This window comes from Yoonia sp. (assembly GCF_017854565.1).
In the GTDB taxonomy this organism is placed as follows: domain Bacteria; phylum Pseudomonadota; class Alphaproteobacteria; order Rhodobacterales; family Rhodobacteraceae; genus Yoonia.
Map to the genome: position 1 here is coordinate 1 of NZ_JAFMHJ010000088.1, position 6230 is coordinate 6230.

General features: G+C 57.4%; 7 protein-coding genes, 1 tRNA gene and 3 pseudogenes. 5 read left to right on the plus strand and 6 right to left on the minus strand.

Translation table 11 applies throughout. From position 1 onward, the window contains the following. Positions 1–613: pseudogene (locus tag QZ196_RS17035) on the plus strand (IS21 family transposase); the annotation flags it as partial. A gap of 361 nt (positions 614–974) precedes the next feature. On the opposite strand, the pseudogene QZ196_RS17625 reads toward QZ196_RS17035, so the two are convergent. Both QZ196_RS17625 and QZ196_RS17040 read right to left on the minus strand, forming a co-directional pair. Beyond that, a pseudogene (locus QZ196_RS17625) lies at positions 975–1139 on the minus strand (DUF6538 domain-containing protein); the annotation flags it as partial. Positions 1140–1205: 66 nt separating this feature from the next. Further along, positions 1206–1289: transfer RNA gene (locus QZ196_RS17040), tRNA-Tyr, on the minus strand. 141 nt (positions 1290–1430) lie between these two features. On the opposite strand from QZ196_RS17040, the gene rlmB reads away from it, so the two are divergent. Together rlmB and QZ196_RS17050 are read left to right on the plus strand one after the other, a co-directional pair. Then, complete coding sequence (gene rlmB, locus QZ196_RS17045; protein ID WP_296428550.1) at positions 1431–2207, plus strand: 23S rRNA (guanosine(2251)-2'-O)-methyltransferase RlmB; 777 nt, start codon at positions 1431–1433, stop codon at positions 2205–2207. 341 nt (positions 2208–2548) lie between these two features. Next, complete coding sequence (locus tag QZ196_RS17050) at positions 2549–3016, plus strand: CoA-binding protein (protein ID WP_296428551.1); 468 nt, start codon at positions 2549–2551, stop codon at positions 3014–3016. Positions 3017–3084: 68 nt separating this feature from the next. On the opposite strand, the gene QZ196_RS17055 is transcribed toward QZ196_RS17050, so the two are convergent. The 3 genes from QZ196_RS17055 to hisA are packed head-to-tail and all read right to left on the minus strand — an operon-like array spanning position 3085 to position 4892. Beyond that, entirely contained in the window at positions 3085–3390 is a 306-nt protein-coding gene (locus QZ196_RS17055) for a phosphoribosyl-ATP diphosphatase (RefSeq protein WP_296428552.1), read from the minus strand. Further along, positions 3387–4148, minus strand: coding sequence for an imidazole glycerol phosphate synthase subunit HisF (gene hisF, locus QZ196_RS17060; RefSeq protein WP_296428553.1), 762 nt, complete (start codon positions 4146–4148; stop codon positions 3387–3389). The genes QZ196_RS17055 and hisF overlap by 4 nt, the downstream gene beginning before the upstream one ends. Before the next feature lie 9 nt (positions 4149–4157). Continuing rightward, positions 4158–4892 carry a 1-(5-phosphoribosyl)-5-[(5-phosphoribosylamino)methylideneamino]imidazole-4-carboxamide isomerase gene (hisA, locus tag QZ196_RS17065; protein WP_296428554.1) on the minus strand — a complete coding sequence of 245 codons (735 nt, stop codon included), beginning with the start codon at positions 4890–4892 and terminating at the stop codon, positions 4158–4160. 141 nt (positions 4893–5033) lie between these two features. On the opposite strand from hisA, the gene QZ196_RS17070 reads away from it, so the two are divergent. After that, positions 5034–5297, plus strand: a complete 264-nt coding sequence (locus QZ196_RS17070; RefSeq protein ID WP_296428555.1) for a hypothetical protein — start codon at positions 5034–5036, stop codon at positions 5295–5297. Between the two features lie 10 nt (positions 5298–5307). Here the strand turns inward: QZ196_RS17070 and QZ196_RS17075 are convergent. Continuing rightward, a pseudogene (locus QZ196_RS17075) lies at positions 5308–5964 on the minus strand (IS256 family transposase); the annotation flags it as partial. A gap of 73 nt (positions 5965–6037) precedes the next feature. Here QZ196_RS17075 and QZ196_RS17080 point away from each other — a divergent pair. After that, on the plus strand, positions 6038–6230 hold a 193-nt coding region (locus tag QZ196_RS17080), incomplete at its 3' end, for a transposase (RefSeq protein ID WP_296426075.1).

The following is a 6230-nucleotide window of genomic DNA, read 5'->3' on the forward strand; positions in this document are numbered from 1 at the left end:
CTCTGAGGCCTGGGGTAGACGGCCATGCCCATGCCTTTGCGTTCTTCGGCCGGGTTCCGCAGTCGGTTCTTTATGATAACGACCGGTGTCTGGTCGCGAAGATCCTGCCGGACGGCTCGCGCAAGCGGACCAAGCTGTTCAGTGGGTTCCTGTCGCATTACTTCATCCACGATCGTTATGGCCGACCGGGTAAGGGCAACGATAAAGGCGCCGTTGAGGGGCTGGTCGGGTATGCCCGCCGCAACTTCATGGTGCCCATCCCTCATTTTGCGACATGGGAAGCCTTCAACCTGTGGCTTGAAGAGCAATGCCGCAAGCGTCAGGCTGATGTCTTGCGCGGTCACAGCGAGAGCATCGGGCAACGTCTGGTCCGTGATCTTGAGGCCATGATGGATCTGCCCGCGTGCCCGTTTGACGCCTGCGATCAGGCCACTGGCCAGGTGAACTCACAATCCCTGGTGCGCTACAAAACCAACGATTACTCGGTCACGGTTGCCTATGGCCACCGTGACGTCTGGATCCGGGGCTATGTCGATCAGCTTGTCATTGGCTGTGGCGGTGATGTCATCGCCGCCACCCCCGGTGTTGGGATCGCGAAGACATGGTCTTTGACTGTCGTTGTAATCCAGCGCGGTTTTTGCGTGTTGCAGGTAAGCCTGCTGATATGTGCGCAAAACAAGTTGCCGGTCGTTCGGGCTTAATTCTTCTGATTTGCCCTCTTTCTCACAGAAATCACTCAGGAGCCGGTCTTCATCGCCGATGTGGGTGAGGTTCACAAATGTGCCCAGATCGCGCTCAGCGGCCTGAATGACGTCCCGCAAAGCCTTCAGCCGGTCATCGTCGCGAGGTCCAGCATCAGCGACCCGCGCTTTGAACTTAATAAGCCGCTGCCGGAAGTGGTTTTGCACGTGCATGCGAATTTCTGGGTAGATCATGGCCTGTACCGTTGGCTGTGCAAGCAAGGATTGTCCAGTGACGATAAGTAGGCGCGCGAGGGTAGACGCAACCTTTGGGCATCTGGTTCCAAGTGATAGCTTGAGGTCCGCGCTTTTGTGGGAGGGATGCAATAACTCCGGAATTGGCATTCGGAAGTAAAAAATGCCGTGTCTAGAGGCGCTTAGATAGGCTGCATGACGCATGTGATTGTCTCACCAGTTTGTCGCACCGGAAAGCCAAGCGTTCTAAATCACTGTTTAAAAACAGAATGGTGGGCGACCCAGGAATCGAACCTGGCGTGCGTCTCCGCGAGGGAGTTACAGTCCCCTGCCACACCTTGCGGCCTGTCGCCCACTGATCGGCTGATTACCTGTGGCCCCATGGCCAGTCAACAGCAAAAGTGCGCAATTGATGATCCGGCTATCGCTTCTCTTCACACGACGTGCGTTGTCAGGTATCGGCTCTTGAAACAGAACGACGGGATCGGACAGAAAATGAAAAAGCCACAGTGGGTAATTGCGAAAGAGCAGGATAAGCGGGCGGCGTCAAATGAAACCGTTTGGCTGTTTGGCATACATGCTGTGCGTGACGCACTTGAGAACCCCGCGCGGGTCAAGCTGCGCCTTGTAGTGACCCGCAACGCGCTTGAAAGGCTAGGAGAAGCCGTGGCCGCAAGCGGGGTTGAGCCGGAAATTTCTGATCCTCGCAAGTTTGCGGCACCTCTTGATCCGCAGTCCGTTCATCAGGGTGCGGCGTTAGAGGTCAAGCCGCTGGATTGGGGGTCACTCGACGATGTTGCGTTGGGGCAGGGGCCGAATCCGCCACGCATTGTGTTGCTTGACCGGGTGACCGATCCGCATAACGTGGGGGCCATATTGCGATCGGCGGAAGTTTTTGGCGCGCGCGCGGTAGTGGCTGTGCAGCGACATTCGGCACCAGAAACGGGCGCATTGGCTAAAACGGCGAGTGGCGCGCTGGAACGCCAGCCGTATTTGCGGGTCCGCAATCTGGCCGATGCCATGGAAGCACTGAAAGGGATGGGGTATCTGATATTGGGCCTGGACGGCGATGCTGAACAGACCATTGAAGAGGTCGTCGAGGGCAAGCGCGACCGCGCCGTGGCCCTTGTGATGGGGGCTGAGGGTCCTGGCTTGCGCGAAAAAACGCGCGAGACTTGTGACGCGCTTGTGCGGATTGATGCCGCTGCCGGTTTTGGATCACTGAATGTGTCAAATGCCGCCGCCGTCGCCCTTTACGCTGCTAGAGGGTGATCATTGGGATGTTCACAACCTCTGATGCCGATCGGCACCGCGCCTGCGGCGACGCCCACCCTGTGACACGGTTGTCGGCAATACATCTTCGTGGGTAGATTTGCGGCTGAGCGTGGCATGTCGTGGGTGGGTCATATCTGCCACAAGGGCATTCTGGTGTTAACGCGCTCTTCACGATTGTCTGATCTGCTCTTTTGATCTGATTGTGACCGCCTATATCTTTTACAGAGGCGCGTTACAGGAACATATGCGCCTCGCCTCACTGTCCCTCGTTCCATAACTTGCGCCCGGATCGCACCGGGCGCTTTTTTTATTCCGCAGCGTGCGGCTAGGGTGCCAATATGGAATATTCTGACACATTTCTTCGCGAAATTCTGAAACGGACGCACACGGTGGCCGTGGCGGGTGTATCAGCGAACCCCATACGTCCAAGCTATTTCGTCGCCCGCTATCTGGGTTTGAAGGGGTTTCGGATTATTCCCGTCAACCCGGGTTTGGCTGGTCAGCGCCTGTTTGGTGAGACGGTCTATGGCGCACTGTCTAACGTCCCCGATGATGTTGATATGGTGGATATCTTTCGCCGATCCGAGGCTGTTCCAGAGATCGTCGATGCCGCCCTTGATCGCTGGCCTAAGCTGCAGACAATCTGGATGCAGATTGGTGTGGAACATGAGCAGGCTGCAGCGATTGCGCAGGCCCGCGGTGTCGACGTGATCCAGAACAGATGTCCGAAGATCGAATATCAGCGGCTTTTTGGCGAGTTGCGGATGGGTGGGTTTGCGACAGGTATTATTTCATCAAAGCTGTAGGGGCGCTGCCCCTCGACCCGAATTCCATTCGGGTCTCACCCCGGAGTATTTGCGGGACATAAGAAGACCTAGCGGCGGGCTTTTTCGGCAATACCTGAGATGCCTTGTCTGCGGGCGAGTTCAATAATGACATCATCAAGGCTGACATCACGCGAGGTCAGCATGACGAGCAGGTGGTAAAGAACATCCGCCGCCTCTGAGGTGAGCCGTGTCTTGTCGCCTTTGACTGCTTCGATGATCGCTTCGATCGCTTCTTCGCCAAATTTCTCGGCGCATTTTTCAGGTCCCTGTGACAGCAGTTTCGCTGTCCAGCTGCTGTCCGGGTCGGCGTCTTTGCGTGACGCGATCAAGATTGCGAGGTCATTGAGGGTCATGTGAGCCGGACCGGGATGCCGTGCGCGGCCATATGCGCCTTGGCTTCGCCAATTGTATAGGTGCCAAAGTGGAAGATGGACGCCGCCAGCACTGCTGATGCACCTCCTTGGGTAACGCCATCTACCAGATGGTCAAGTGTGCCGACACCACCCGATGCAATAACGGGCACGTTTACAGCGTCAGAGACGGCGCGCGTCAGCGGGATGTTAAAGCCAGCTTTTGTGCCGTCTCGGTCCATCGAGGTGAGGAGGATTTCTCCGGCGCCTTTTTCGACAACGGTCTTGGCGAATTCCACTGCATCAATGCCCGTCGCTCGCCTGCCGCCATGGGTGAAAATTTCCCATTTTCCGGGGCTGACTGTCTTGGCATCAATCGCGACCACGATGCATTGTGACCCGAACCGCATTGCCGCCTCTGCCACCACATTGGGGTCGGCGACGGCAGCGGAATTGAAGCTTACCTTATCGGCTCCGGCCAGCAGCAGATCGCGTACATCGTGGTGTGTGCGCACACCGCCACCGATGGTCAGCGGCATAAAACATTGCTCCGCCGTGCGGGTGGCCAGATCGAACATTGTCCCCCGGTTTTCCTGGCTCGCCATGATGTCCAGAAAACACAGTTCATCCGCACCGGCGGCATTATAGGCGATCGCGGCATCCACCGGGTCGCCCGCATCAATCAAATCGACGAAGTTCACGCCTTTGACAACGCGGCCTTCGGCGACGTCGAGACAGGGGATGATGCGGGTTTTCAACATAGGGATTGTTTAAGCTGATGCGGGGGTGGCGGCAAGCGCTGCCAGTGCGGCAGCCAGATCAATCGCCCCATCATAAAGCGCACGGCCCGAGATAGCGCCTGCGATGACACCAGTTTGTTTCAATGTGATCAAATCCGCCATTGACGACACACCACCTGATGCGATGACAGGAATGGTGACCGCACGGGCAAGTGCGGCAGTCGCATCGACGTTGGGCCCCTTCATTGCTCCATCGCGCAGGATATCTGTATAGATGATAGCCGCGATGCCTGCATCTTCGAAGGACCTGGCAAGGTCCGTGACCATCACATCTGTCTCTTCGGCCCAGCCACGGGTGGCGACGCGTCCATTGCGTGCATCCAGTCCCACGGCCACCTGCCCCGGAAAGGCACGCGCAGCCTCACGCACCAGAGCGGGGTTTTCGACGGCCACGGTGCCAAGGATCACGCGGGTTAGTCCCTTGGCCAGCCAGCGCTCGATCGTTGCCATATCGCGGATACCACCGCCAAGCTGGGTCGGGACCGGGCAGGCGGCCAAAATCGCCTCAACCGGGGCGGCGTTCACTGGCTCGCCTGCGAAGGCGCCGTTCAGATCGACAAGGTGCAGCCATGCGCACCCGGCGTCGACAAATGCGCGCGCCTGCGCTGCGGGATCGTCATTGAATACCGTCGTTTGATTCATGTCCCCATGCACCAGCCGTACGGCGTTCCCATCTTTGAGGTCGATAGCTGGAAAAAGTATCATAGCGGCATCCGTTTGCTGGTTGTGGCGCGTTTATGCACGGGGGGTGTCGAATTGCAATGTCGGGGCGGACTTAACGTTAATCTTGATTGGATGCCGCAGACCCGCGCATGGTTGCGGCATGGTCTTTGGGAGGACACAGAAATGAAGAAGATTGCGATGACAGCTGCAGCGCTGGTAACCCTTGCAGCCCCCGTTTTCGCCGACCCGTTAGAGGGAATGTGGCGCACTGCACAAGATGACAACTGCAATTCCGGCTTCATTCAGGTCGCGCCTTGCGGTCCGGCACTTTGTGGGACGCTGATGCAGTCGTTTGATGCAGGTGGCAACGATTTGCCTTCCGACAATATCGGGCGTCAGATCATTTCCCAGACCATGGCGAGAGTTATTGTCAAACTTGGTGTTTGAGGTTTTTGGGTCATGCGGCGATCTGGTCGGGGCTTGGGGCTTTGATCCCGTTTTTGAACGTGACGCCTGTGATGGCTTTGCTCAGGTAGTCAAAGCCGGGTAGCTTCCTCCAGTTTTGCTCGGCGCATTGTCCCAGCTTGAACATCACGTACAGCAGGCCATCGCGTGACAGGCAGCCCTTTGATCGCTTGGTGCGATGCCGGATCGTGGCGAAGGCCGATTCAATTGGGTTGCAGGTGCGGATGCTTTGCCAATGCTGGGCGGGGAAATCGAAGAATGCCATGAGTTCTTCGTGGTCTTTTTGCAGGCACAGCGCCGCCTTGGGATATTTGGGCTCGTAGATTTTGATGAACAAATCGAAGGCCTTTTCCGTATCATCTTTGGTCTCGGCCTGCCAGATGTCGTGGATTGCGGCTTTGGCCTTTGGCTGTGACCGCTTGGGCAAGCAGTTGAGCACGTTCATCGTTTTGTGTTGCCAGCACCGCGGCTGTCGGGCCGTGGGATAGACTTCATCCATGGCGGCCCAGAACCCTATGGCACCGTCTCCAATCGCCAATTTGGGGGCATTCATTCCCCGGCTGTTGAGGCTGAGCAGAACTTCTCGCCAACTCTGGGTGGACTCGCGCACCCCGTCCTCAATGGCCAGGAACCGCTTCTTGCCACGGGCCCCCCTGTGTCAGGGAAGTTGTCCGCTGCTCTATTTTTGTCTAATTTTCAGGTGGGCGGGATAGGACGATGATTTGGGATATTCACTGGAACGAAAATCGGCAGTGCTGAAGCGGATGTTACCGCCGAACAACATGGCCATTCGGCAGTTGTCGCAAGAGGAAGGGATTTCCGAGGCGACACTGCACAAGTGGCGGGCTGAGGCACGCGGTAAGGGGCAGCTTTTGCCCGACGCTGATGCTGGCCCCGAGGGCTGGTCGTCACGCG

Coding starts and splice junctions, on each gene's coding strand:
- QZ196_RS17070 (WP_296428555.1), top strand. CDS start 5,034: ATGAAGAAGATTGCGATGACAGCTGCAGCGCTGGTAACCCTTGCAGCC.
- QZ196_RS17055 (WP_296428552.1), bottom strand. CDS start 3,390: ATGACCCTCAATGACCTCGCAATCTTGATCGCGTCACGCAAAGACGCC.
- hisF (WP_296428553.1), bottom strand. CDS start 4,148: ATGTTGAAAACCCGCATCATCCCCTGTCTCGACGTCGCCGAAGGCCGC.
- rlmB (WP_296428550.1), top strand. CDS start 1,431: ATGAAAAAGCCACAGTGGGTAATTGCGAAAGAGCAGGATAAGCGGGCG.
- hisA (WP_296428554.1), bottom strand. CDS start 4,892: ATGATACTTTTTCCAGCTATCGACCTCAAAGATGGGAACGCCGTACGG.
- QZ196_RS17050 (WP_296428551.1), top strand. CDS start 2,549: ATGGAATATTCTGACACATTTCTTCGCGAAATTCTGAAACGGACGCAC.